This is a genomic window from Citrobacter sp. Cpo103 (assembly GCF_030332605.1).
Lineage (GTDB): Bacteria > Pseudomonadota > Gammaproteobacteria > Enterobacterales > Enterobacteriaceae > Citrobacter > Citrobacter portucalensis.
This window is the reverse complement of sequence record NZ_JAOWHO010000016.1, coordinates 36103-59193: the sequence shown is the minus strand read 5'-3', so window position 1 is coordinate 59193 and position 23091 is coordinate 36103. Positions and strand designations below refer to the sequence as shown.

Annotated in this window: 24 protein-coding genes; 15 read left to right on the top strand and 9 right to left on the bottom strand. The window is 51.6% G+C overall.

All coding sequences use genetic code 11. The annotated features are described in order from the left end of the window. Window positions 1–21 precede the first annotated feature (21 nt). On the top strand, window positions 22–567 hold the full coding sequence (gene rimL, locus OGX89_RS00350) for a 50S ribosomal protein L7/L12-serine acetyltransferase (RefSeq protein ID WP_126957605.1): 546 nt from the start codon (window positions 22–24) through the stop codon (window positions 565–567). On the opposite strand, the gene ydcK is transcribed toward rimL, so the two are convergent. Then, complete coding sequence (gene ydcK / locus OGX89_RS00345; protein ID WP_126957603.1) at window positions 559–1539, bottom strand: YdcK family protein; 981 nt, start codon at window positions 1537–1539, stop codon at window positions 559–561. The two genes, rimL and ydcK, sit on opposite strands and share 9 nt — an antisense overlap. A 113-nt stretch (window positions 1540–1652) precedes the next feature. Here ydcK and tehA point away from each other — a divergent pair, with 113 nt between their 5' ends. The 3 genes from tehA to OGX89_RS00330 all read left to right on the top strand — a co-directional run bounded on the left by tehA (window position 1653) and on the right by OGX89_RS00330 (window position 4080). Further along, window positions 1653–2654, top strand: a complete 1002-nt coding sequence (tehA, locus tag OGX89_RS00340) for a dicarboxylate transporter/tellurite-resistance protein TehA (protein WP_003833162.1) — start codon at window positions 1653–1655, stop codon at window positions 2652–2654. Further along, window positions 2654–3250: a tellurite resistance methyltransferase TehB gene (gene tehB, locus OGX89_RS00335; RefSeq protein WP_003833160.1), complete on the top strand. Its 597-nt coding sequence runs from the start codon at window positions 2654–2656 to the stop codon at window positions 3248–3250. The genes tehA and tehB overlap by 1 nt, the downstream gene beginning before the upstream one ends. Before the next feature lie 155 nt (window positions 3251–3405). Beyond that, window positions 3406–4080 carry a DUF3313 domain-containing protein gene (locus OGX89_RS00330; protein WP_003833157.1) on the top strand — a complete coding sequence of 225 codons (675 nt, stop codon included), beginning with the start codon at window positions 3406–3408 and terminating at the stop codon, window positions 4078–4080. A 37-nt stretch (window positions 4081–4117) separates the two neighbouring features. Here the strand turns inward: OGX89_RS00330 and OGX89_RS00325 are convergent, their stop codons facing one another. Next, window positions 4118–5026 (bottom strand): DMT family transporter, encoded by a 909-nt coding sequence (locus tag OGX89_RS00325; RefSeq protein WP_126957599.1) that lies wholly within the window; start codon window positions 5024–5026, stop codon window positions 4118–4120. A 184-nt stretch (window positions 5027–5210) separates the two neighbouring features. Here OGX89_RS00325 and OGX89_RS00320 point away from each other — a divergent pair, with 184 nt between their 5' ends. Continuing rightward, window positions 5211–6080 carry an AraC family transcriptional regulator gene (locus OGX89_RS00320; RefSeq protein ID WP_003833154.1) on the top strand — a complete coding sequence of 290 codons (870 nt, stop codon included), beginning with the start codon at window positions 5211–5213 and terminating at the stop codon, window positions 6078–6080. Here the strand turns inward: OGX89_RS00320 and OGX89_RS00315 are convergent. Further along, window positions 6063–7229, bottom strand: a complete 1167-nt coding sequence (locus tag OGX89_RS00315) for a benzoate/H(+) symporter BenE family transporter (RefSeq protein ID WP_126957597.1) — start codon at window positions 7227–7229, stop codon at window positions 6063–6065. The two genes, OGX89_RS00320 and OGX89_RS00315, sit on opposite strands and share 18 nt — an antisense overlap. Window positions 7230–7334: 105 nt before the next feature. Between OGX89_RS00315 and OGX89_RS00310 the strand changes: the two genes are divergently transcribed. Further along, the gene (locus OGX89_RS00310) at window positions 7335–7871 is read left to right on the top strand and encodes a helix-turn-helix domain-containing protein (protein ID WP_071446326.1); all 537 of its coding nucleotides are present in this window, start codon (window positions 7335–7337) and stop codon (window positions 7869–7871) included. Between the two features lie 79 nt (window positions 7872–7950). Beyond that, on the top strand, window positions 7951–9912 hold the full coding sequence (locus OGX89_RS00305) for a peptidase U32 family protein (protein ID WP_126957595.1): 1962 nt from the start codon (window positions 7951–7953) through the stop codon (window positions 9910–9912). A 3-nt stretch (window positions 9913–9915) separates the two neighbouring features. Here OGX89_RS00305 and OGX89_RS00300 read toward each other — a convergent pair whose 3' ends face one another. From OGX89_RS00300 to OGX89_RS00285, 4 genes are all read right to left on the bottom strand, one after another. Beyond that, window positions 9916–10146 (bottom strand): DUF2554 family protein, encoded by a 231-nt coding sequence (locus OGX89_RS00300; RefSeq protein WP_126957647.1) that lies wholly within the window; start codon window positions 10144–10146, stop codon window positions 9916–9918. A 189-nt stretch (window positions 10147–10335) separates the two neighbouring features. Beyond that, window positions 10336–10461, bottom strand: a complete 126-nt coding sequence (locus OGX89_RS00295; RefSeq protein WP_003020230.1) for a DUF2474 domain-containing protein — start codon at window positions 10459–10461, stop codon at window positions 10336–10338. Next, window positions 10461–11471, bottom strand: a complete 1011-nt coding sequence (gene cydB, locus OGX89_RS00290) for a cytochrome d ubiquinol oxidase subunit II (RefSeq protein WP_111465540.1) — start codon at window positions 11469–11471, stop codon at window positions 10461–10463. The genes OGX89_RS00295 and cydB overlap by 1 nt, the downstream gene beginning before the upstream one ends. Then, entirely contained in the window at window positions 11471–12874 is a 1404-nt protein-coding gene (locus tag OGX89_RS00285; protein WP_126957593.1) for a cytochrome ubiquinol oxidase subunit I, read from the bottom strand. The genes cydB and OGX89_RS00285 overlap by 1 nt, the downstream gene beginning before the upstream one ends. A gap of 310 nt (window positions 12875–13184) precedes the next feature. On the opposite strand from OGX89_RS00285, the gene OGX89_RS00280 reads away from it, so the two are divergent. From OGX89_RS00280 to patD, 6 genes are all read left to right on the top strand, one after another. Further along, window positions 13185–14594, top strand: a complete 1410-nt coding sequence (locus OGX89_RS00280; RefSeq protein ID WP_126957591.1) for an aminotransferase-like domain-containing protein — start codon at window positions 13185–13187, stop codon at window positions 14592–14594. Window positions 14595–14921: 327 nt separating this feature from the next. Then, the gene (gene ydcS, locus OGX89_RS00275; protein WP_008784842.1) at window positions 14922–16067 is read left to right on the top strand and encodes a putative ABC transporter substrate-binding protein YdcS; all 1146 of its coding nucleotides are present in this window, start codon (window positions 14922–14924) and stop codon (window positions 16065–16067) included. Between the two features lie 16 nt (window positions 16068–16083). After that, on the top strand, window positions 16084–17100 hold the full coding sequence (locus tag OGX89_RS00270) for an ABC transporter ATP-binding protein (RefSeq protein WP_063940776.1): 1017 nt from the start codon (window positions 16084–16086) through the stop codon (window positions 17098–17100). After that, window positions 17101–18045, top strand: a complete 945-nt coding sequence (locus OGX89_RS00265) for an ABC transporter permease (RefSeq protein ID WP_126957589.1) — start codon at window positions 17101–17103, stop codon at window positions 18043–18045. It begins immediately after the preceding gene. After that, window positions 18035–18841, top strand: coding sequence for an ABC transporter permease (locus tag OGX89_RS00260; protein WP_003020204.1), 807 nt, complete (start codon window positions 18035–18037; stop codon window positions 18839–18841). Before OGX89_RS00265 ends, OGX89_RS00260 begins: the two co-directional genes overlap by 11 nt. A 21-nt stretch (window positions 18842–18862) precedes the next feature. Then, window positions 18863–20290, top strand: coding sequence for an aminobutyraldehyde dehydrogenase (patD, locus tag OGX89_RS00255; RefSeq protein WP_126957587.1), 1428 nt, complete (start codon window positions 18863–18865; stop codon window positions 20288–20290). Between the two features lie 193 nt (window positions 20291–20483). Here the strand turns inward: patD and OGX89_RS00250 are convergent, their stop codons facing one another. Continuing rightward, window positions 20484–21611, bottom strand: coding sequence for a multidrug effflux MFS transporter (locus OGX89_RS00250; RefSeq protein WP_126957585.1), 1128 nt, complete (start codon window positions 21609–21611; stop codon window positions 20484–20486). Window positions 21612–21712: 101 nt separating this feature from the next. Between OGX89_RS00250 and OGX89_RS00245 the strand changes: the two genes are divergently transcribed. After that, window positions 21713–22492: an AraC family transcriptional regulator gene (locus OGX89_RS00245; RefSeq protein ID WP_003833119.1), complete on the top strand. Its 780-nt coding sequence runs from the start codon at window positions 21713–21715 to the stop codon at window positions 22490–22492. 119 nt (window positions 22493–22611) lie between these two features. On the opposite strand, the gene yncL is transcribed toward OGX89_RS00245, so the two are convergent. After that, complete coding sequence (gene yncL / locus OGX89_RS00240) at window positions 22612–22707, bottom strand: stress response membrane protein YncL (RefSeq protein WP_071524268.1); 96 nt, start codon at window positions 22705–22707, stop codon at window positions 22612–22614. A 192-nt stretch (window positions 22708–22899) separates the two neighbouring features. On the opposite strand from yncL, the gene OGX89_RS00235 reads away from it, so the two are divergent. After that, a complete protein-coding gene (locus tag OGX89_RS00235) occupies window positions 22900–23073 on the top strand; it encodes a GhoT/OrtT family toxin (protein ID WP_003020198.1) in 174 nt (57 codons plus the stop codon). Window positions 23074–23091 lie beyond the last annotated feature (18 nt).

The window sequence follows — 23091 nt, the reverse complement described above, 5'->3', positions numbered from 1 at the left end:
ACGATCGCAAAGGAGATAAACATGTCAGAAATAATTATCGTTAGTGACGCGCTGGAACTGCGGGCGGTAGAAGAACAACACGTCACCCCTCTGCATCAGTTGGTGCTTAAAAATAAAACCTGGCTCCAACAGTCACTGAACTGGCCGCAGTTTGTCGAATCTGAGGACGACACGCGCAAAAACGTGCAGGGGAATATGATGTTGCACCAGCGCGGCTACGCCAAAATGTTCCTTATTTTCGAACAAGGGGAGGTGGCTGGCGTTATCTCGTTTAACCAGATAGAGCCGCTGAACAAAGCCGCTTATATTGGTTACTGGCTGGACGAAGAGCACCAGGGCAAAGGCATTCTGTCTCAGGCGCTACAGGCAATGATTCGTCATTATGCGCAGCGCCAGGAGATTCGCCGTTTCGTGATTAAATGTCGTGTAGATAACGTCAGGAGCAACCAGGTTGCACTGCGCAATGGCTTCCGACTGGAAGGATGTATGCAACAGGCGGAATTCCTTAATGGCGATTACCATGACGTGAAGCTCTACGCCCGCATCATTGATGGTTCTTCAGAATAAACCGGCGATAGGGGTGCGCGTGATACGTTGTTCGCCGTTGATCACTTTTGGCCCGCGCAGATGGATCGCATCGCCATCAAAGGCTTCAACTTGGGCCTGATCGGTTATCTCAATATGATGCTCGATCAGCACTTCACCCAGAATACAGGCATAGCCTTCAATAAGGATGTGACCGTCAAGCTGGAGCGGTCCGCCACGTAATTGCGCATGCCCCCCAACCAGCACGTGGTGTTTCAGCACGCAGTTACCTTCAACCACCGCGTGTTCCGCCACCTGCGAGCTGTAGCGCAGGGTAGGAATGGCGTCTTCATCAGTTCCGGCGATGACACGCGCATGGCCATAGACTTTAGCGCAATCGCAGATCCAGACATTATTCTCTTCATTGCCTTCTACCTGTGCAAAATCAAAAACTTCAGCCCGATGTTCTATAAAGGCATAGTTGATCATCGCATCACCATAGATCTGCACCTGATGCACCACGCGTGAATTGCTGACGGTCGCCCGCTCGTAAATTTGCAGGAGCTGGTCGCTTTCACGGGTTAACCCTCTGGCCGCAATGATTTCAGAGTCACACACAATGCGTGCATCACCGCAGATGAGGCACTCACCGCGAACAACAGAATCCTGAATGGTGACGTTGTCACGTATTTGCGCGTTATGGCTGATTTCTGCTCGGTCAATCCAGACGGCATCACCAATCTGCGCGCCATCTCTGACCACGCTTGCCTGTGTAATACGGGCGTCTCCGGTTATCGTCGCGCCGGAAAACGCGAGCGCATTCTCATCGTATATCCAGCAATTACCGCTTTGCGACAGAACGCTTTCATCATCAATCCAGCCACCGAGCGTACCGGATCTAACATCATTAAAATCAATGAGTGCGATGATTTGGCGTAGTAATACACTTTTTTTATTGCCATTATCCAGGTAACTAAAGGAGCGAGATTCATCGCTTAGACGGTATTTGGTCATAGCTCATTTCCATGTTGCGCACCTTAGTTAAACGTAGCAAAGTTTTCTGCACTGGCTAAACCGGCAGATATTCCATAAAATGCATTTCAAATATACTTTAAAAAATAAACAAAATGAGTAAGAACAAACAGAGTGAACGGGTCCTCAATCTTCCGGCTGGTTATTTTGGCATGGTACTGGGTACCATCGGGATGGGATTTGCGTGGCGCTACGCCAGCCAGGTGTGGCCGGTGAGCCACTGGATTGGTGATGGCTTAGTGATCCTCGCAATGGTCATTTGGGGATTGCTGACGCTGGCATTTGTGAATCGCTTACTACGTTTTCCGCACAGCGTACTGGCGGAAATTCGTCATCCGGTGATGAGCAGTTTTGTCAGTCTGTTTCCAGCAACAACGATGCTGGTCGCGATTGGTTTTGTACCTTGGTATCGACCGCTGGCGCTAGGATTGTTCAGCATTGGCGTGGTGATACAGCTGGCGTACGCCGCCTGGCAAACGGCAGGGCTGTGGCGCGGCGAGCATCCGGAAGAGGCCACCACGCCGGGTCTGTATCTGCCGACCGTTGCCAATAACTTTATCAGCGCCATGGCCTGTGGTGCACTTGGGTTCAACGATGCCGGGTTGGTGTTTTTGGGCGCCGGGGTATTTTCCTGGCTTAGCCTGGAGCCGGTGATTCTGCAGCGTTTACGTAGCTGCGGTGAACTACCGACGGTTTTACGTACTTCACTTGGTATACAGTTGGCACCCGCGCTGGTCGCCTGTAGCGCCTGGCTTAGCGTCAACGGCGGCGAGGGGGATACGTTAGCTAAAATGCTATTTGGTTATGGTCTGCTGCAACTTCTGTTCATGCTACGCCTTATGCCGTGGTATTTGTCACAGCCATTTAATGCGTCTTTCTGGAGCTTCTCGTTTGGCGTGTCTGCGTTGGCGACAACGGGATTGCATCTTGGACACGGCAGTGAATCAGGATTTTTTCATACTCTGTCTATCCCACTGTTTATTTTTACCAATTTTATCATTGCATTATTACTGATACGTACGTTTGCATTGCTGATGCAGGGGAAACTGCTCATCCGCACGGAGCGTGCTGCATTACTGAAATCTGAGGATAAATAATGACCCTTTGCGACGAAAACTACTTTACTGAAAAATATGATTTAACCCGTACGCATTCCGATGTCGTTGAAGCGGCAAAAGTGGTTGCACCAGGTAAAACGTTAGATCTGGGCTGCGGTAACGGCCGAAACAGCCTGTACCTGGCGGCAAACGGCTATGACGTTACCGCATGGGATAAAAACCCAATGAGCATCGCTAACCTTGAGCGCATCAAAGCGGCTGAGGGGCTGACCAACCTCAACGCGAAGGTCGCTGACCTTAATGCGTTACGTTTTGAGGGTGAATACGATTTTATTCTTTCTACCGTTGTACTGATGTTCCTTGAAGCTAAAACGATCCCTGGCCTTATTGAGAATATGCAACGTTGTACTAAACCGGGTGGATATAACTTAATCGTCGCAGCGATGGATACTGATGATTTTCCGTGCACAGTAGGTTTTCCGTTCGCGTTTAAAACCGGAGAATTACGCAACTATTACAGTGGGTGGGATCTGCTGAAATATAACGAAGACGTAGGTGAACTTCATCGTACAGATGAAAACGGTAATCGAATTAAACTGCGCTTTGCCACCATGCTGGCACGCAAAACTTCCTGAACCTCCCGTTTGGGTTAACTCTTTCTGCGTTCAGCATTTTTTGTGCTGAGCGCAGAGATAAAATTGTGCGGTGCTTACCATTTTTAGTACATCCAAAATGAAACTGTTTTGCTATCCTTTTTAGGCATCATTGCGAAAACTAAAGGGATCGTTTCATGCGTACTCAAACTTTATTTAAAGTTGCAGTGCTTACTGGCTTGTTGGCATTATCCGGCTGTGCGTCAAAAGTGACCGAGCCGGATAAATATTCTGGGTTTTTAAAAAATTACTCTGATCTGAAGGAAACAAAATCAGCATCGGGACAAACGGTACTCCGTTGGGTTGACCCGAGCTACAACGAATCCAAATATGACAACATTGTTTATAACCCGGTAACGTATTATCCGGTTCCTAAACCTACTACGCAGGTAGGGCAGCAGGTTCTTGATCAATTACTGACCTATACCAATACGAAGTTGAAAACGGCGATCGGTCAGCGTAAACCTCTGGTTACAACCCCAGGGCCACGTAGTCTGATTTTCCGCGGGGCGATTACCGGTGTAGCGACCAGCAAAGAAGGACTGCAGTTCTATGAAGTGGTCCCGGTTGCACTGCTCGTTGCAGGAACGCAAATGGCGACGGGTCACCGTACCATGGATACCAACCTCTATTTCGAGGGTGAGTTGATTGATGCAGCGACCAATAAACCGGTGATTAAAGTTGTACGTAAGGGTGAAGGTAAAGACCTGAACAACGAAAGCACGCCGATGGCGTTCGAAACGTTGAAGAAAGTTGTTGATGACATGGCGACCGATGCCTCCATGTTTGATGTGAACAAAAAACCACAATAAAAATGATGAACGCACCATCTCAGGATGGTGCGTTTTTTTATGCCACACGACGACGATAGAGTATTTTACCCATCAATGCTTCCGGTCGGGCAAACATCACCAGATTTCCCAGTAAGATCAACACCAATCCGGCAATCGCATTAACTTGCCAGATGTATCCTTCATACAATGTTGACAACGTCAGCGCCACCAGCGGGAACAGCAGCGTGCTGTATGCCGCCTTACTGGGACCAATACGACCTACCAGCGTGAAATAAGCGCCAAAGGCAATCACTGAGCCGAAAATAGCCAGATATAACAGCGCGCTAAGATAGCTGAATGTCCACTGTGGCGTGAAGTTGTCGCCGCGCACCAGCGCAATGGCCGCGATCAGCAATGTGCCGTACAGCATGGCCCAGCTGTTGGTCGTTAACACTTCTAACCCTTTTTTCTGGTGACGCAGACTGATCATATTGCCCAGTGAGAAGCCGAAGGTTCCCAGAGCGCTCAAACCGATGCCCAGCAGCAGTGAATGATTAAACCCGCTGTTGAGCAAATCCTGCCAAAACAGAGTCACGATGCCCGTCAGTCCCAGACCCGCTGCAATATAGAAGCGCAGCGGTGGTTTTTGCCCAAAAAAGATGAAGCTATTAACTGCATTGAACAGGACGGACATCGAGAAAATCACCGACTCCAGGCCGGTATTAATCCACGCCGCAGCCGTATAAAAACACCAGAAGTTAAAGCAAAAAACGCATCCGCCCTGTAACAGACAAAACAGATGATCGCGGCCAGACAGTTTGCGTAATTTACCGCTTAGCAACAGGATCACTATCATCACCGAGCTGGCAACTGCGAAGCGCCAAAAGATAGAAACCGGTGCAGAAACCGGACCTTGCTGCAAATAAATCGCAATCCATGTCGTTCCCCAAATAACCACCACCAGGCAGTACAACAGTGCGTTCATACAACTCTCTCTTTTTGTCGTCAGACTTACACTGTGTCACGACGGAATGCAGGAGACTTTCATCGGCTTGCGGTGTACTTGCAAAATCTTGCGCTTTTTTTAGCGTAATAGTGAAAAGGCAGCTGTTAACGATATGTAGCTGATATAGACTGAAAGCCTGCTAACTTATTTTGAATGTGATGGTATGTCTCAGCCCTACGGTGCCTTTGAAAACTTGCGCAAACATAATGCCGTGCTGCATGAATCGGTTGCGTTACATTCAGGGATCCAACTGGCGGCCTGGTCGAACAAGCGCGATACCATCACCCAATATTGCGATCACCATACGCTCAGTTTATACATCGCAGATGGTTACGAGAGTTACCACAAGACGGCGGGAGGATGGAAGAATGGCGGGGGACCAGACCGTTTTTGCCTGATGCCGAAAGAGAGTGAGTCCAGTTGGGATATTCGTGACGATCTTTCCTTTGTTCATCTCTATTGTACGGACGCGCATTTGCGAGAAGTGGGTGAAAAAGTTTGGGACAAAAGCCCCTATAGTTTCACGCTGGACGAGCATACGTTTGGCAGTGACCCGGGGATCACGGCGGTTTACCGTCAGTTTTTGCTTGGTAACGACTGGCAGCAACCGGCCAATCACCTCACGCTTAGCGCGGCATCTTCACTACTGTTAACGCATCTGATCCAGCATTACAGCAATGTGCAATGGCGACTTCCCGTTGTCACCGGAGGGCTTGCGCCTGCCACATTGCGCAACGTGCTGGCCTATATTGAAGCACATCTGGCGTATCCCATAACGTTGAGCGATCTGGCAAGCGAGGCAGCGCTAAGTGAATTCCATTTTGCCAGAATGTTTCGCCAGTCGATGAATATGGCGCCTCATCAGTACGTCATGCAACGCCGTATGGCGCTGGCGCAGCAACTGGTCTGTTATTCATCACGCAGCCTGTCGGATATTGCAATGGCCTGTGGGTTCAGTTCGGCGAGCCATTTCAGTAACCGGTTTAAACAAGTGACGGGTAAAACGCCAACGCAGCTACGCGCGGCGAAATAATGTCAACACTGAGTAGCAAATACCGCCGACGACCAGCCCCCAGAATGCAGACCCAACGCCAAATACCGTCAGACCACTGGCCGTAACCAGAAAAGTCACGATGGCCGCATCGCGTTCTGCTTCATTATGTAAGGCTTGAAATAAACTACCGCTAATCGTGCCGAGTAATGCCAGACCAGCAAGCATCTGGATCCAGCTTACGGGGAGGGCTGCCATCAGTCCTGTGACCGAACCGCCAAACACTCCAGCCAGAATGTAAAAGACACCCGCTGCCGCTGCGGCAAGCCAGCGTCGATTTGCATCTGGATGGGCTTCGGGGCTTTGGCAAATTGCGGCGGTTATGGCGGCGATGCAGATGGAATAGACGCCAAACGGCGAAAATAGCAGTGCCAGCAGACCCGTAAAAACAATCAGGGGTGAAACGGGTAACGAATATCCAGATGCTTTCATGGTCGCAATACCGGGGGCATTTTGCGAAGCCATAGTAACCAGAAACAGCGGTAGCGCAATACTGATACTGTGGGCTAATGAAAAGTGTGGGGCAATAAACGCTGGCAACACCGGTGACAGATTAACACCATCGGTGACAATGTCACCTTTAACCAGGGCGATAGCTATGCCTACCAACATTGCGGCGATTACGGCATACCGTGGGGCAATCACTTTTAGTACTAACCACGCCAGCAGCATGCTGCCGCACAAGATAAGCTCACTGTTCAGGCTATTGAACGCCTGCAAACCAAAACGCAGCAAGATCCCGGCCAGCATGGCTGATGCCAGCGAGTGGGGAATAATTTTCATCAGGCGAGCAAACAGCCCGGTTATACCGCACAGCACAATAAACGCATTAGCTACGATAAAAACACCGATAGCATCCTGAATCGATACCCCTTGCAGGCCCGTCACCAGCAGCGCGGCACCAGGCGTTGACCATGCGGTGAGTACAGGGGCGCGATACCATAATGTCAGCGCCAGCGTACTGACCCCCATTGCTAGCCCAAGTGCGGTCATCCAGCCTGCGATTTGTCCGGTCGTCGCACCTGCGGCGAGCGCCGCTTGCCAGATAATGGCCGCTGAACTGGCGTAGCCGACCAGGACCGCCACAAAACCCGACAAAACTGTAGGCAGGGGGATGGAAAATGTGCGCATAGCAACTCCGCGTGCGTTATAACGGTCAGTTACTGTAGCACTGTGCGTTATAGCGTACAAGTGCTAAGCTGTAGCCCCGAGAAAGGAGAGCGACGAAGGAGAAAAATGGACAACTTAACCCACTATCTGGCCACAACGCTCAAGACGCTACGTCACCAGCGTGAATGGAGCCTTTCGCGTCTGGCGGAGGAAACTGGCGTCTCAAAAGCGATGCTGGGGCAGATTGAGCGCAACGAATCCAGTCCAACGGTGGCAACATTGTGGAAAATTGCCACTGGACTGAACGTCCCGTTTTCAACGTTTATTTCACCACCAGAGTCAGACGGCACGCTAACATTCGATCCCCAGCAGCAGGCGATGGTCGTCACGCCGTTGTTCCCGTGGGATCCGCAACTGTGCTTCGATCATTTTTCGATACTGCTGGCACCCGGCGCGCTCAGTGAATCTACTCCGCATGAAACGGGCGTAATTGAGCACGTGGTGGTGATTAGTGGTCTGCTGGATATGTGTATTGAGGGGCAGTGGCGCACCTTTAAATCCGGTGAGGGTGTCCGTTTCGCCGGAGATACGGCACATAGCTACCGTAACAGTAGCGAGCAAACGGTTCATTTTCACTCGCTGATCCATTACCCACGCGGTTAATCGGGAAAACTATTCCGAAACGCCGCGCTTGTGACTACAATAACCGCCATTTTTACCGCTTGTGGATGGTAACAACTGTATGCGCCAGCAGCCTCATCACCTTGAATTGTTAAGCCCGGCTCGGGATACCGCCATTGCGCGCGAAGCCATTTTGCACGGCGCAGACGCCGTTTACATTGGTGGACCAGGTTTTGGCGCGCGTCATAACGCCAGCAATAGCCTGAAAGATATTGCCGAATTAGTGCCTTTTGCCCATCGTTACGGGGCAAAAATCTTTGTGACGCTAAACACGATCTTGCATGATGATGAGCTGGAGCCCGCACAACGGTTAATTACCGATCTGTATCAGACCGGCGTTGATGCCCTGATCGTGCAGGATATGGGGATTCTTGAACTGGATATTCCCCCGATTGAACTGCACGCCAGCACCCAGTGCGATATTCGCAGCGTTGAGAAGGCGAAATTTCTATCTGATGTGGGATTCACCCAGATTGTGCTGGCGCGCGAACTGAGCCTTGAGCAGATTAACGCTATCCATCAGGCTACCGATGCGACCATTGAATTTTTCATTCACGGGGCGCTGTGCGTTGCCTATTCAGGACAGTGTTATATTTCACATGCGCAAACCGGGCGCAGCGCTAACCGCGGCGACTGTTCCCAGGCTTGCCGTCTGCCATATACCCTGAAAGACGATCAGGGGCGCGTAGTGTCCTATGAAAAACATCTGCTGTCGATGAAAGATAACGATCAGACCGCCAACCTGGGTGCGTTGATTGACGCAGGTGTGCGTTCCTTCAAAATTGAAGGGCGCTATAAGGACATGAGCTATGTGAAGAATATTACCGCGCATTATCGCCAGATGCTCGACGCTATCATTGAAGAGCGTGGCGATCTGGCCCGTTCATCAGCGGGACGTACCGAACATTTCTTTACCCCATCCACGGAGAAAACCTTCCATCGCGGCAGCACCGATTATTTTGTTAATGCCCGTAAAGGGGATATCGGCGCATTCGACTCACCAAAGTTTATCGGTTTGCCGGTCGGCGAAGTCCTGAAGGTGGCGAAAGATCATCTCGATGTTGAGGTGACCGAACCGCTGGCAAACGGCGATGGCCTGAACGTGTTAATCAAACGTGAGGTTGTCGGATTCCGTGCCAACACCGTGGAAAAAACGGGGAACAATCGTTATCGGGTATGGCCGAATGAAATGCCTGCCGATCTGCACAAAGTGCGTCCGCATCATCCTCTGAATCGCAACCTCGATCATAACTGGCAGCAAGCGTTAACCAAAACCTCCAGCGAACGCCGTGTTGCGATCGATATTGAGCTCGGCGGCTGGCAGGAGCAGTTGATTCTGACGCTCACCAGTGAAGAGGGCGTGAGTATCATCCATACGTTGGACGGCCATTTTGAGGAAGCGAACAATGCGGAAAAAGCGTTGAGTAACCTACAGGATGGACTGGCAAAACTGGGTCAGACGATGTACTACGCCCGCAATATTCAGGTGAATCTGCCAGGCGCGTTGTTTGTGCCAAACGGTCAACTAAATCAGTTACGACGTGAAGCCGTTGATATGCTGGATGCAGCGCGCCTGCAAAGCTATCAGCGCGGTAGCCGCAAACCGGTATCTCAGCCAGCGCCGGTTTATCCGCAAACGCACTTGAGTTTCCTGGCTAACGTCTACAACCAAAAAGCGCGTGAGTTTTATCACCGTTATGGCGTTCAGTTGATTGATGCCGCTTATGAAGCGCATGAAGAAAAGGGCGATGTGCCGGTGATGATCACCAAACATTGCCTGCGTTTCGCGTTTAACCTGTGTCCGAAACAGGCGAAAGGGAATATTAAAAGCTGGAAAGCCACGCCGATGCAACTGGTTAACGGCGATGAAGTCCTGACACTGAAATTTGATTGCCGACCGTGCGAAATGCACGTAATCGGCAAGATGAAGCATCACATTCTGAAGATGCCGTTGCCCGGCAGCGTCGTGGCTTCGGTCAGTCCAGAAGAACTGATGAAGACACTGCCGAAGCGCAAAGGTTAATCGTTAGCTCAGATGCGTATCGGGTTTGCGTGATTTTTGCCAGTGATGGTGTTCACGAAGATCGGCGGCGGATTCTTCCGCCGTCACTCGCAACTCATCGCTGTCGGCCGTGTGTCGTAATAAGTGATCGGCATCCTGTACCTGAAGATATTCATGTCCCTGATTAGTAGCGATAAGTTGACCGGAAAAAAGCGCGCTGGTCAGCAATAACACCGTTAACCCTTTCTTAAACATCATGCACCCTCTGGTACGTTAGCTGCGGAATTGGCGATAATTTCGTCTGGTGACTATTCAATATTTTAATCGGGTTAATGACAATCTCTGTTTTGTCATTTCGATGTTTTTTACATTTTTGTTTAGCTAACGTTAGGGTTTGTCACAACCGAGCAATGCAGTGCTGCCCGGTTGTTAGCAAGCAGGGAATCAGGACTTAAATCCTGCGGCCGTCATCAGGAGACGAAAGAACATGCCAACAGCGGCCAGGGCCAGCACGCTGCCGCCCCAGAGGATCACCAGCCACATCAGGCGTTTCCAGATTGTTTGTTGCATCAATGATACCCCTCACCATGTTGAACTTTGCCGCGGAAAACGTAGTAGCTCCAGAAGGTGTACACCAGGATTATCGGGATAATCAGCAGTGCGCCAACCAACATAAAGCCCTGACTTTGTGCCGGAGCCGCCGCCTGCCAGAGCGTAATAGACGGTGGAATGATATGTGGCCAGATACTGATCCCCAGCCCGCTAAACCCGAGAAAAATCAGCCCCAGCGTTAATACAAAAGGCAGCGTATGGCAGTTATGTTGCCCCAGCGAACGCCACAGCCAGAGACTGATAAGCGCAACCAGCAGCGGAACCGGCATCAGGAACCACAGGTTGGGCAGGCTAAACCAACGCTCGGCAATCGCGCTATGTGCCAGTGGTGTCCACAGGCTGATAATGGCAATCACAACCAACATTGCCAGCAGCAGTTTTTTGGCCACACTGCGCATTTTATCCTGCAACGGATTTTCGCTTTTCATCACCAGCCATGTCGCCCCCAGCAGGGCGTAAGCCACGACCAGACCAACGCCGCAGAACAACGTGAACGGGGTCAACCAGTCGAAAGGACCGCCGCTGTAGCTGCGTCCGGTAACGGAGAATCCGTTGAGTACGGCACCCACCACGACACCTTGCGTGAATGTCGCGAGGATTGAACCGCCGAGAAAGGCTTTATCCCAGAATGGTCGGTGCGCAGGTGTGGCTTTGAAGCGAAACTCGAACGCGACGCCGCGAAAAATCAGGCCGATTAGCATCAGGGTCAACGGGATCGTCAGCGCATCGACAATCACCGCATAGGCCAGGGGGAAAGCGCCGAATAATCCGGCTCCGCCCAACACCAGCCAGGTTTCATTGCCGTCCCATACCGGGGCGACGCTGTTGACCATCACATCGCGATCGTCAGCGTCCTGAATCGCTGGGAATAAAATGCCAATCCCGAGATCAAAACCGTCCATCACGATATACATCAGCGTGGCGAAGACGATAATCACAAACCAGATAACTGATAAATCGATACCCATTAGCGATGTGCCTCCGGTTGAGAATCGAGGACGGCGGCTGAAAGCGGCCGTGCAGGTGTGCCTGTCGGCGGAATGGTCGGGTCATCTTCCTGTGGCCCTTTACGGATCAGGCGGATCATGTAGCTGTAACCCACGCCAAATACTGAGCTGTACACCACAAAGAAGGACAGCAGGCTGATGCTCATATGTAAATCGCCATGTGCAGAGACCGCATCCGCCGTACGTTGCAGACCGTAAACCACCCACGGCTGACGGCCAACTTCAGTGGTCACCCAACCGGCAAGGATGGCAATCAGACCGGAGGGGCCCATCCATAAGGCAAAGCGCAGAAAAGGGCGTGAGGTGTATAAACGCTGCTTATAGCGCAGCCACAGGGCAAAAGTACCCAGCAGGATCATCAGCATGCCTAGCCCGGCCATTATGCGAAACGACCAGAACACCATAGTGGAGTTGGGCCTGTCTTCTTTAGGAAACTCTTTTAGGGCCGGGACCTGTTTGTCCAGACTATGGGTCAGGATCAGACTGCCCAGCGCCGGGATTTCCAGCCCATAGCGGGTGCGTTCCTGCTCCATATCCGGCCAGCCGAACAGCAGCAGCGGAGTCGGTTCACCGGGGCGATTTTCCCAGTGTCCTTCAATCGCAGCAATTTTTGCCGGCTGATGCTTCAGCGTATTCAAACCGTGCATATCGCCAATCAAGGCCTGCAGTGGAGCGACGATTAATGTCATCCACAGCGCCATCGAAAACATCGCTCGAATTGCTGGTGTGTTATTCCCGCGCAGCAAATGCCATGCCCCCGAGGCAGCAACAAACAACGCGCTACTCAGGAAGGCGGCAACCGACATATGCAGCAGACGATAGGGGAATGAAGGATTGAAAATAACGACGAACCAGTCGACGGGAACGACCTGGCCGTTAACTATTTCATAGCCTTGCGGTGTCTGCATCCAGCTGTTGGAGGCGAGGATCCAGAAGGTTGAAATAATGGTACCCAGTGCGACCATGCAGGTGGCAAAGAAATGAAGCCCTGGACCAACCCGATTCCAGCCAAACAACATCACCCCAAGGAAACCAGCTTCGAGGAAGAAGGCGGTTAATACTTCATAGGTCAGTAACGGCCCAGTGATACTCCCGGCGAACTCGGAAAAACCACTCCAGTTGGTGCCGAACTGATAAGCCATCACCAGCCCGGAAACGACACCCATACCAAAATTTACGGCGAATATTTTCGACCAAAAATGGTAAAGCGATCGCCAGGTGGGGTTTTTCGTTTTTAGCCATAGCCCTTCAAGCACAGCCAGATAACTGGCGAGTCCGATAGTAATAGCCGGAAAGATGATGTGAAAGGATACCGTAAACGCGAACTGGATCCTTGCCAGGTGAAACGCGTCAAGACCGAACATGCTTAACTCCGCAGGCAAAATTGATTTAGCGCAATTCTAAGTCTGAGGAGCAATGGAAGGCAGAAACAGAACAGTTCTTTTTAACCATAACAGTTGCAGCGTTGTTATAAGTTGCACTCGCTGATATGAAATCTGGAAGCTTGATTCCTGTTATTGAATAGCGTTCTCTTCTTGAAATACGCGCCGTAGGCAAAGAACTGTCATTACCGATGTTGTAAAACTGTTAACTATAACAGTTAAATAAAATACCCTGATTATGTAAACTGATATACACAGTGGTTGTCACCGACACCGGTAATCAGGACGAAAAATGAAAAAATACCAGCGACTGGCAGAGCAAATTCGCGATCAAATTGCGTCTGGCGTATGGCAGCCGGGCGATCGCTTGCCATCTTTGCGTGAGCAGGTGGTCAGCAGCGGCATGAGTTTTATGACCGTCGGACACGCATACCAGTTGCTGGAAAGCCAGGGGCGGATTATTGCCCGACCGCAGTCTGGTTATTATGTCGCCGCGCGCCCCGAACGTGAACTTGCTGCGCCGCAGGTGCAGGTCATGCGCGATGAAGCAGTGGATATCAATACCTACATTTTTGATATGTTGCAGGCCAGCCGGGATGCGTCAGTGATGCCCTTTGCCTCCGCATTCCCCGACCCGCGGCTGTTTCCACTTCAGCAGTTGAATCGCTCGTTGGCGCAGGTGAGTAAAACTGCCACCGCCATGAGCGTGATTGAAAACCTGCCGCCGGGGAATGCTGAGCTGCGTCATGCCATTGCCCGTCGCTATGCTCAACAGGGGATGACCATTTCACCTGACGAAATCGTCATCACCACCGGCGCGCTGGAAGCCCTTAATCTGAGCCTGCAAGCGGTCACTGAACCGGGTGACTGGGTGATTGTCGAAAACCCCTGTTTTTACGGGGCGTTGCAGGCCCTGGAACGATTACGTCTGAAGGCGTTGTCGGTGGCCACCGACGTTAAAGAGGGGATCGATCTTGCTGCGTTGGAGCAGGCGTTGCAGGAGTACCCGGTAAAAGCCTGCTGGCTAATGACCAACAGCCAAAACCCACTGGGTTTTACGCTCAGCGCAGAGAAAAAGGCGCGTCTGGTCGCCTTGCTGGAAAAATACCACGTAATGTTGATTGAAGATGATGTTTACAGCGAGTTGTACTTTGGCCGCGAAAAACCGTTGCCTGCCAAAGCCTGGGATCGCGCCGACAGCGTCCTGCATTGTTCGTCTTTCTCGAAGTGCCTGGTGCCAGGATTTCGTATTGGCTGGGTAGCAGCAGGGAAACATGCCCGGCGTATTCAGCGACTCCAGCTAATGAGCACCTTATCTACCAGTTCACCCATGCAGCTTGCCCTTGTTGATTATCTTTCAACCCGGCGCTATGACGCGCATCTGCGGCGCTTGCGTCGGCAACTGGCGGAACGTAAACAACAGGCCTGGCAAACGCTGCTGCGTCATCTTCCGGCGGAAGTCAAAATTCACCACAACGACAGCGGTTATTTTCTGTGGCTGGAGCTGCCGGAACCGCTTGATGCCGGTGTGCTCAGTACCCATGCGCTGGCACACCACATCAGTATTGCGCCGGGGAAAATGTTCTCGACCTCGGGAAGCTGGACATGTTTTTTTCGTTTTAATACTGCATGGCACTGGGGAGATCGCGAAGAGCAGGCCGTAAAACAGCTTGGTAAATTAATTCGTGAAATGATGAAATAAACCATAACGCGCTATTCAATATAAATGAATAGCGTGTTCTTATTTTCGAAATAGTGAATGCCGAACCACGGTATTATTTATATCGGGTGCGTCCATACAAAATATCAATAGTTAATGCTATTGCCACCTCTGCGTCTAACTCCTTGTCTATACTCCAGAAGATTACCCCCTGGTCAAAGTCTGTAGCGTAATGAGCGTTAGCTCACAACCTGATTAAATTTCCTTGCGCCAGCAGGAACGCTTACAACACCCCGACTATTTTTAGAAAAGGACATATATTTACGGCAAGGCTGCCGCTCAATATTTTTTAGACAGGAGTAAGACGTTATGAGCAAGCAGTTTGCCCTCAGTAGCCTGTGCGCACTCAGTATGACGCTGATGACTGCGCAGGCAGCCGAACCCCCCACATCATTAGATAAACCGGAAGGCCGCCTGGATATTATTGCCTGGCCGGGTTATATCGAACGTGGGCAAACCGATAAACAATATGACTGGGTCTCACAGTTTGAGAAAGATACCGGCTGCGCGGTTAATGTCAAAACGGCAGCCACATCTGATGAAATGGTCAGCCTGATGGCAAAAGGCGGCTACGACCTGGTTACCGCTTCTGGTGATGCCTCACTGCGCCTGATTATGGGAAAACGCGTTCAGCCAATTAATACCGCGCTGATCCCTAACTGGAAAACCATCGATCCACGCGTGGTAAAAGGCGAATGGTTTAACGTTGGCGGAAAAGTTTATGGCACACCGTACCAGTGGGGACCAAACCTGCTGATGTATAACACCAAAATTTTCCCAACGCCGCCGGATAGCTGGAGCGTGGTGTTTGTTGAGCAAAAACTTGAGGATGGGAAAAGCAATAAAGGGCGCGTTCAGGCCTACGATGGCCCGATCTATATTGCCGATGCCGCGTTATTCGTTAAAGCCACTCAGCCGCAGTTGGGTATTACCGATCCCTATCAGCTCACTGAAAAACAGTATCAGGCGGTGATCAAAGTCCTGAGCGATCAGCACGCGCTGATCCATCGCTATTGGCACGATACCACCGTGCAAATGAGCGATTTCAAAAACGAAGGCGTGGTAGCGTCAAGCGCCTGGCCTTATCAGGCTAACGCCTTGAAAGGCGAAGGTCAGCCAATTGCCACGGTCTTCCCAAAAGAAGGGGTTACCGGATGGGCTGATACCACCATGCTGCACAGTGAAGCGAAACACCCGGTTTGTGCTTACAAATGGATGAACTGGTCATTAACCCCGAAAGTACAGGGCGACGTAGCGGCCTGGTTTGGTTCTCTGCCAGTAGTGCCTGAAGGTTGTAAAGCCAGCCCGTTACTGGGTGAAAAAGGCTGTGAAACCAACGGCTATAGTTATTTCGACAAAATTGCCTTCTGGAAAACGCCGATTGCCGAAGGTGGAAAATTCGTTCCTTACAGTCGCTGGACGCAGGATTACATCGCCATTATGGGCGGTCGTTAATTCCGCTGGGGGTTTTATGACGTACGCAGTGGAGTTTCATAACGTCTCGCGTTTGTATGGGGATGTTCGAGCAGTTGATGGGGTAAGTATTGCGATTAACGACGGTGAGTTTTTCTCTATGCTGGGGCCATCCGGCTCCGGCAAGACCACCTGTCTGCGCCTGATTGCTGGGTTTGAACAACTGTCAGGCGGCGCAATCACTATTTTTGGTAAACAGGCCAGCGAATTGCCGCCCTGGGAGCGGGATGTAAATACGGTATTTCAGGATTACGCGTTATTCCCGCACATGTCGATTCTCGACAACGTCGCTTACGGGCTGATGGTCAAAGGCATCGATAAAAAACAGCGCCACGCCAAAGCGCGAGAGGCGTTGGATAAAGTTGCGCTCGGTTTTGTTTATGAACGCAAACCGTCGCAACTTTCCGGTGGTCAGCGGCAGCGCGTGGCGATTGCCCGGGCGCTGGTCAATGAGCCGCGCGTCCTGCTGTTGGATGAACCGCTCGGGGCATTGGATCTCAAACTGCGTGAGCAGATGCAGCTGGAGCTGAAGAAATTACAGCAATCCCTTGGTATCACCTTCATTTTCGTCACTCACGATCAGGGGGAAGCCCTGTCGATGTCCGATCGTGTGGCGGTGTTTAATAACGGTCGCATCGAACAGGTGGATTCTCCGCGCGAACTGTACATGCGTCCGCGGACACCGTTTGTGGCAAGTTTCGTCGGAACGTCCAATGTCTTTGATGCCACGATGTCAGCGAACGTTTGCGGGCTACAGGGGATGTTCTCCCTGCGTCCGGAACACATTCGCTTGAATGATACCGGAGGAGAAGTTCAGGCCAGGGGTGTTATCCAGGCGGTGCAGTATCAGGGGGCGGCGACGCGGTTTGAGCTAAAACTGGCCGGTGGTGAAAAGTTGCTGGTTAGCCAGGCGAACCTGACGGGCGAAATGCTGCCCTCAACGTTGTCGCCAGGTCAGCAGGTGATGGCATCCTGGTCACGCGACGTGATGGTACCGCTGGTTGAGGAGAGGTGAATGGCTATGAACGTCTTACATTCGCCTCCACAGTCGACCAACCTGAACCGGATCTCAGGTTACTTCTGGCGTAATCCGGCGCTGGGGCTGTTTTTGCTGCTCCTCGGACCGCTGATGTGGTTTGGCATCGTCTACTTCGGCTCATTACTGACACTGTTGTGGCAAGGTTTTTATACCTTCGACGATTTCACCATGTCGGTCACTCCAGACCTGACGCTGGCGAATTTGCAGGCGCTGTTTAATCCCGCTAACTACGACATCATTTTGCGCACTCTGACGATGGCGGTAGCGGTCACCATCGCCAGCGCGATTCTGGCGTTTCCGATGGCGTGGTATATGGCTCGCTATACCAGCGGCAAAATGAAGGCTTTTTTTTACATTGCCGTAATGTTGCCAATGTGGGCCAGCTACATCGTTAAAGCCTATGCGTGGACGCTGCTGTTGGCTAAAGACGGCGTGGCGCAGTGGTTTTTAACCCACCTTGGGCTGGAGCCGTTGCTGCTTTCGTTCCTGACATTACCTGCGGTAGGCGGCAATACGCTGTCGACTTCAGGGTTAGGGCGTTTCCTGGTGTTCGTCTATATCTGGCTGCCGTTTATGATCCTGCCGGTACAGGCCGCGCTGGAGAGACTTCCACCGTCGCTGTTACAGGCTTCTGCTGATTTGGGCGCGCGTCCGCGTCAAACCTTCCGCTATGTGGTGCTTCCATTGGCGATACCGGGCATTGCAGCGGGTTCGATCTTTACCTTCTCTCTGACGTTGGGCGACTTTATTGTGCCGCAACTGGTGGGACCGCCGGGCTATTTCATCGGCAACATGGTGTATTCACAACAAGGGGCGATCGGCAATATGCCGATGGCGGCGGCATTTACTCTGGTGCCGATTGTGTTAATCGCACTGTATCTGGCGTTCGTGAAGCGTCTGGGAGCTTTCGATGCACTCTGAACGCGCACCCTGGCTACTCAAACTGGCGGCATGGGGCGGGGTTATTTTCCTGCACTTTCCCATCCTCATCATCGCCACCTATGCTTTTAATACTGAGGAGGCTGCTTTTAGTTTTCCACCCCAGGGATTAACGCTGAAGTGGTTTAGCGTTGCTGCGCAGCGTAGCGATATCCTGGAGTCTGTGACGTTGTCACTTAAGATCGCTGCGTTGTCGACAGCTATTGCCCTTGTTCTGGGGACGCTGGCCGCGGCCGCGCTGTGGCGTAGGGACTTTTTTGGCAAAAGTGCAATATCGCTGTTGCTACTGTTGCCGATCGCGCTGCCGGGCATTATTACCGGCCTTGCGCTGTTGACGGCGTTTAAAACCATCAACCTGGAACCGGGTTTTCTCACGATCGTGGTGGGCCATGCGACGTTTTGCGTGGTGGTGGTGTTTAACAACGTTGTGGCGCGTTTTCGCCGTACCTCATGGAGTCTGGTCGAAGCGTCTATGGATCTTGGCGCCAATGGCTGGCAAACCTTTCGTTATGTCGTGCTGCCAAATCTGGCATCGGCACTTCTGGCGGGGGGGATGCTGGCGTTTGCCTTGTCGTTTGATGAAATCATCGTGACAACGTTCACCGCCGGACATGAAAGAACACTTCCTCTGTGGCTGCTCAATCAATTGGGTCGTCCACGGGATGTGCCGGTCACCAACGTTGTGGCATTGCTGGTAATGCTGGTGACAACACTGCCAATTTTAGGGGCCTGGTGGCTAACGCGTGAAGGCGACACTCTCGCCGGAAACGGTAAATAAACGACGATATGGGAAATTGCTATGCAACATCAATTACTGATTAATGGCGAGCTGGTCAACGGTGAAGGTGAAAAGCAGCCAGTCTATAACCCTGCCACTGGTGAACTCATTCTGGAGATTGCTGAGGCGTCAGCCATGCAGGTTGATGCCGCTGTAAGTGCAGCAGACGCCGCGTTTGCCACCTGGGGGCAAACCACGCCGAAAGTCCGCTCTGAACTGCTGCTGAAACTGGCGGATGCTATTGCTGATAACGCGCAAACCTTCGCTGAGCTGGAATCACTTAACTGCGGTAAACCGCTGCACTGTGTTCTCAACGATGAAATTCCCGCTATTGTCGATGTTTTCCGCTTCTTCGCCGGTGCGGCGCGTACCCTGCAAGGACAGGCGGCCGGTGAATATCTGGAAGGGCATACCTCGATGATTCGCCGTGATCCACTGGGCGTGGTGGCCTCTATTGCGCCGTGGAACTATCCGCTGATGATGGCGGCGTGGAAGCTGGCTCCAGCGTTGGCGGCGGGAAACTGCGTGGTGATTAAACCGTCAGAAATTACCCCGCTGACGGCGCTTAAATTAGCCGAATTCGCCAAAGACATTTATCCGGCTGGCGTGATTAACGTGCTGTTTGGTCGCGGTAAAACGGTGGGCGATCCGCTGACCGGCCATGAAAAAGTGCGCATGGTTTCGCTGACCGGCTCCATTGCAACCGGCGAACACATTATTCAGCACACCGCGCCGTCAATTAAGCGTACGCATATGGAACTGGGCGGAAAAGCTCCGGTGATCATTTTTGATGATGCCGATCTGGATGCAGTGGTGAGCGGCGTGCGGACCTTTGGTTATTACAACGCCGGGCAAGACTGTACCGCCGCTTGCCGAATTTATGCCCAGAAAGGCATTTATGATGCACTGGTCGAAAAACTTGGCGCCGCCGTTGCCAGCCTGAAAATCGGTCCGCCGAATGATGAATCGACCGAGCTGGGACCGGTGAGCTCGCAGGCACATCTCGATCGCGTGACTAAAGCGGTCGATGAGGCTAAAGCGTTGAGCCATATTAAGGTCATCACCGGCGGTAAAAAAGTGGATGGTTCAGGCTACTATTTTGCCCCGACGCTGCTTGCTGGGGCGAAGCAGGACGATGCCATCGTACAGCGGGAAGTTTTCGGTCCGGTGGTCAGCGTGACCGTATTTGATGATGAAGATCAGGTGCTGGCATGGGCCAACGATTCGAAATACGGCCTGGCATCCTCCGTCTGGACCCGGGATGTTGGGCGAGCGCATCGCTTTAGCGCTCGCCTGCAATATGGTTGCACTTGGGTCAATACCCATTTCACGCTGGTTAGCGAGATGCCGCACGGTGGGCAAAAACAGTCCGGCTATGGAAAGGATATGTCGGTTTACGGGCTGGAGGATTACACGGTTATTCGCCATGTTATGATCAAGCATGAGTAATATCTTAAGCGCGATCGGCGAATGGGGCACGGATAGCTAAATATTGGCATACGTGTGTCTATACTATTCGCGCCACTGGCCTCGTCGCCATCGGACGGCGGTAAGTTGGAAATATCCGCGAGGTCAGGCTAATTGATACAACAAAGCCCCAGCATATAGCCGGGGCTTTGTGCTTTCAGGATCGCCATCGGGTTTATCTACGGCCCAGACTGCAAAGCCAGGCGAGTAGGGCACAGACGCTCAGAACCAGCCCCAGTTGCTGCACCACGCCTGCTAAACCCAGCATCATCCCAAGTAACAGGTAATAGCTTAATCCGAACAAAGCACCGGCGGCACCGGCCTGTTCACGGTAGTGACGCAGCGCCTGACTCAGCACATTGGGAATGGCGATACCATAGGCAATCACCACGCCGAACACCGGGATCAGGATCCACGCGGAGTGCTGTAAACACCACGCGACGAGACCTGACAACGCTGCCAGCACACAGGCATAACGTACCAGTCGCTCCGGCGTCAGACCAGTCGTTAACAGTCTTCGGTTCAGCAGGCTACCTGACAGAGAAGCAAACGCAAGTAGTAACCCCGTCCAACCAAAGGCTCTGGAGCTCCATCCTAATTGCCCGAAAAGAAACGGCGCCAGGCTGTAATAGCTAAACAGCATGGTGTTAAGTAGGGCAACCAGCAAGGCGTTTTTCCGCAACTCATTGTCCCGCATCATGCGGGAGAACAATCCGGCAAGCTTCGGGCTGAGCGTATGTTCGGGCCGGGTTTCTGGCAGCATGGTCGCTGTCAGTATTAGCAGTAGCAGCGCCAACAGCACAAGGGCAACAAAGACACCGGTATGGCCATACAGGCTTACCAGCCAACCGCCGCTTAGCAGGCCAAAAACTGGACTCAATGCCAGCGCAGCACCCATTACAGAAAATATGCGGGATAGCGCAGTTGATTCATAACAGTCCCTTAGCATGGTCTGTACCACGACCGACCCGGCAGCCGCACCGATGGCGGAGATCATCCGCGCCAGCAGCAAAACGCTGAAGTCGGTGGCAACAACAGCTGCTGCGCAACCTGTTCCATAGCAGATAAGTCCTGCCAGCATCGCCCAACGTCGTCCGATGCAGTCGCTTAGCCACCCCCACATCGCTACGCCGACGGCGAAAGCAACAAAATAAACGGAGAGCGTTTGAGCCGCGCGCTCACTGCTTACGTGAAAAGAGATAGCGATACCCGGCAATGCCGGGCTGTAAATGGTTTCCACCAGTTGTGGAAACATAATCAGTAGTGTAAGAAGCCACAGCGGTGGGCGACGAAGTGTGTTCATAGCAATATCCAGACAGACAGAAAACAGGCGGGCATTATTGCTGAAAGGAATATGTCGTATTACCATTATCAGGACTTTAAATATCAAATATCAGACAGATAATGAAAATTGCCCCCGATGATGCTTTTGATGCGGATAGCTTTGATAAACCGGTAATCGGTATTGCTGCCGATATGGGCGTACATGATTCCGGGCGGCACAGTCATCTTCGTCATCAGCTACTTTTTTCGGCTGCGGGAAGTATTACGATTGAACTGGAGCAGGCCCTGTGTCTGCTACCGCCACGTCGTGCGGTTTGGATCCCGGCAGGCACGGTACATCGCGCCATAATGCGTGGTGTGATGGCTTATCGCTCTTTGTATTTTTCAACCACATTGCCGTTATCTGAGTTACCGCTGCAGATAGTCGAAGTTAATCCGCTTTTTTTTGAAGTGATAGAACGTATGGCATTCTGGCCATGGGAAATGCCTGCCGCTCAGCAGTCCAGCCTTATTACCGTTTTTTGTGAGGAAATGCGTGCCGCCCGCAGTGAAAACTGGACATTGCAATATCCCTCAGATCCGCGGCTTAACGTGTGGCTCAAGGGATTACGCATGGGTGAATTGCCACCACGACTGAATCAATTGTCCCGACAGGTTGGGGCATGCGAGAGGACGATCAGTCGAATATTTATCAGGGATACCGGGATGAATTATCAGGACTGGCGGCAGCAATTTAGGTTGTTAAAAGCCATGGAAATGTTGGCTGATGGATGCCATATCAGCCAGGTCGCGCAATATCTGGAGTTTGTCAGCGACAGTGCTTTTATTGCTTTCTTCCATCAACATACCGGCACAACACCTGGCCGTTATTCGGGCAATATAATGCCGCAGAAGGATTAGGGGTATTACATATTAAGGATAATTTACCCAGTGATAGCAGAGTGGGAAGATCGTTTACTGATGGCAGAGAGAAGATCCTCTCTGCCAGCGGACGCTGCAATTAATCAAGAAGAGTTACATCAAGCAAACCAGCCGAACCTTGCGGATATCAGACTGAAAAGTCCTACAGCAGCAAATATATTTATCAGCACCACAGTTTTACTGGAAACATTCATTTTTGCCACCTTTCGTTTTAACCCTTATGGGTATAGTACGGCTTATAACTATCCGCAATAGTACGAATTCTGAACATAATGAAAATGGGTTGTTTTACGGCCGTTTTTCTTAAATTAATTAATAAAACTTGATGTGAGTCATGAAAAAGAGCATATTGCGCGCGATTTTCCCTTCTGGCCAGGATGCCTTAAATGTCCCTATACCAAAAAATGTTGGTTTTTTATGCGGTGATGGCCGTCATCACGGCAATCATCACCTGGTTTCTTTCCCGCGATAAAAAGCGGATTCGCTTTCTTAGCGCGGTATTAGTCGGGGCGACCTGGCCGATGAGTTTTCCCGTTGCGCTGATGTTTTCTCTTTTCTGATGACGGCGTATTCGCCGT